The following is a 2270-nucleotide window of genomic DNA, read 5'->3' on the forward strand; positions in this document are numbered from 1 at the left end:
GGTTTTGCGTCAACGCGCCCCAGGCGTTGAGGCTGTAGTTCAGAGCCTTGGCTGTGGCGCTGCCGTCGGGTACACGGCCTCTCTCGAGACGCAACCACGCATGCAGGTCCTCCCACAGCGGTTTTGCATCCCGTTGCCTTCTGGCCAGTCTCTCCTGACTCGTCAAGGCGGACAGCTCGCGCTCCAGACGATAGATCCGCGCGATGCGTCGCAACGCCTCGTCGGCGACCGCGCTCTTGCCACCGTCGCGCAGCAACTCGTCGTACTTCCTCCTCGCGTGCGCAAGACAGCCAGCAGGAATGCGCCCGGGTTGGGCCACCATCACCTTGTCATAGGCCGCGTACTCATCGCGCACCAACGTGCCGCGCCAGCCTGGGTCGCTGTGCCTGTCATCTTCTGGGCCGAGGAAGGCCACGGGGTACTGCGCACCCCGTCCGGCACAGAAGTCATAGATGACCCCCGGCACCGCGTCGAAGGCGCCGCGCGCATATGTCCAGACGTACGCTCGCTTGGTCTTGCCTGCACCTGGGTCGAGCATGGCCACCGGCGTCTCGTCAGCATGCAGTACCGCGGCCGACAGCACGAAGCGCTTGTGCGCGTCATACAGCGGCACGAGCGCCGCACCACCTCGCCCGGACCAGCTCGCTAGCGTGGAGCGCGGCGTGTGCACCCCCGAGCGGGCATTGATGGACTCCAGCCGGTAGTACGGCAGGTGATCTACGAAGTGGCTGACCATCGTGTGCGCGACCAGCCCGGCAGCGGGCATGCCGCCGTCGATGATCTGCGGCGCAGCGGGCTCCTGCACCAGGCACTGGCAGCAGCGGCAGGCCCACTTGCCGTAGATGTGGCGGTGAACGAAGAACTCCGCCGGGATGACGTCCAGGCGCTCGCTCACGTCCTCGCCGACGCGCACCATCGGGCGGCCGCACTCCGGACTGGGGCAGCTCGTGTCCTCGGGCTCGTGGTGGTGGTCCACGCGGCGCAGGTGCTCAGGCAGCGGACGACGACGCGGCTTGCGCTTGTTGTCGTTGTTCTCGCCCGTGCTCTCGGGCGGCGGCGTCGCACCGCGCAGCTGATCGAGCTGCGCCTGCAGACTGGCCTCGTCCTCGGCCACGGTCTCCTCGAACAAGCGACGTTGCTCGGCGTTCATCGCCTCAGTCTTCGCACCGAACTTCCACGCCTTCAGCTGCGCCAGCTGGAACATGATCTTCTCGATCTTGGCGTCCTTGAACTGGATCTCATGGGCCTGCTGGCGAATGCGCTGCAGCATCTGCTGAGCAAGTGCCGCGACGGCCTCGGGGGCGAGACCTTGAAGGTCCTCGTCCTTGAGATCGTGCAGGGCTGGCATGGGGGTGAATCATGCAAGTCCTGCCGGCCTCATGCCACTGGGGGTTTCGCTGTCAACGCGCCGTGCGACGACGCGAATCGCCTTCGAGGTCCTTGACGTCGCAGCCTACAGCCGCGTTATCACGCTCATCTCGGGCAGACGCTGCCAAGGCAGGCCCACCACCAGTGCATCGAACTGCGCCTGCGTCAACGCCAGCGGCGCCGTGCCGTCGATCTCGCGCGGCCAGATGAACCGGCCGGCGTTCAGTCGCCTGGCAGCGCACCACACGCCGAAGCCATCGTGCACGAGCAGCTTCACGCGCGTGGCGCGCGCGTTGGCGAAGAGATACCCGTGATGCGCGCGGGCGCTGCCCATGGCGTGCACGACGTGCGCCATCAGGCGCTCGGCACCACAGCGCATGTCCAGCGGCTGGGTGCATAGCCACAAGGCATCAATGCGGATCATCGCAGCAGCTCGCGCAGCCAGGTGGCGCAGTCCGCCGCCGCCGACAGCGGCCACGCCACGCTCACTGCGAGTGTGCCGCGCTTGAGTTCCAACTGGATCTTCTCGACGTGCACGGGCGCAGCTGGAGCAGGAGGAAGTTCTGCCGGCGCGGGCAACGTGGCCGGCATCGCCAACGCGACGAAGTCCGGTGCACACGCCGTTGCCAGTGCGGGCGCAGCAGCGACGCGTGAATCGACAGAGAACCCGCGACCTCGCCGCCACTGGTGAACAAGGTTGTCGTTCACGCCGAACGACTGCGCCACCGCGGCTACCGATGCACCGGGGACCGAACACGCAGCCATCACGCGTGCCTTGAATTCTTCGCTGTGCCGACGGCGCGGCTTCCTGTTGACATGCATAGACGTCCATCAAAACTTAGATGGACATCATGGTCAGCGCCTTGGCCTCTGGCCTCAAGATGGGATCACTGGCCGGTTAC

Annotated in this window: 3 protein-coding genes; all 3 read right to left on the bottom strand. The window is 66.4% G+C overall.

Features of this window, described 5'->3' with window-relative positions; translation table 11 throughout:
• Nucleotides 1-1348 (bottom strand): IS66 family transposase (gene tnpC, locus WKW80_RS37065; protein ID WP_340368537.1); only part of this gene is annotated, 1348 nt, incomplete at its 3' end.
• A gap of 105 nt (nucleotides 1349-1453) precedes the next feature.
• Nucleotides 1454-1792 carry an IS66 family insertion sequence element accessory protein TnpB gene (gene tnpB, locus WKW80_RS37070; RefSeq protein WP_340368538.1) on the bottom strand — a complete coding sequence of 113 codons (339 nt, stop codon included), beginning with the start codon at nucleotides 1790-1792 and terminating at the stop codon, nucleotides 1454-1456.
• Entirely contained in the window at nucleotides 1789-2190 is a 402-nt protein-coding gene (tnpA, locus tag WKW80_RS37075) for an IS66-like element accessory protein TnpA (protein WP_340368539.1), read from the bottom strand. The genes tnpB and tnpA overlap by 4 nt, the downstream gene beginning before the upstream one ends.
• Between the last annotated feature and the right edge of the window lie 80 nt (nucleotides 2191-2270).

Source organism: Variovorax humicola, from assembly GCF_037889915.1.
Lineage (GTDB): Bacteria > Pseudomonadota > Gammaproteobacteria > Burkholderiales > Burkholderiaceae_C > Variovorax > Variovorax humicola.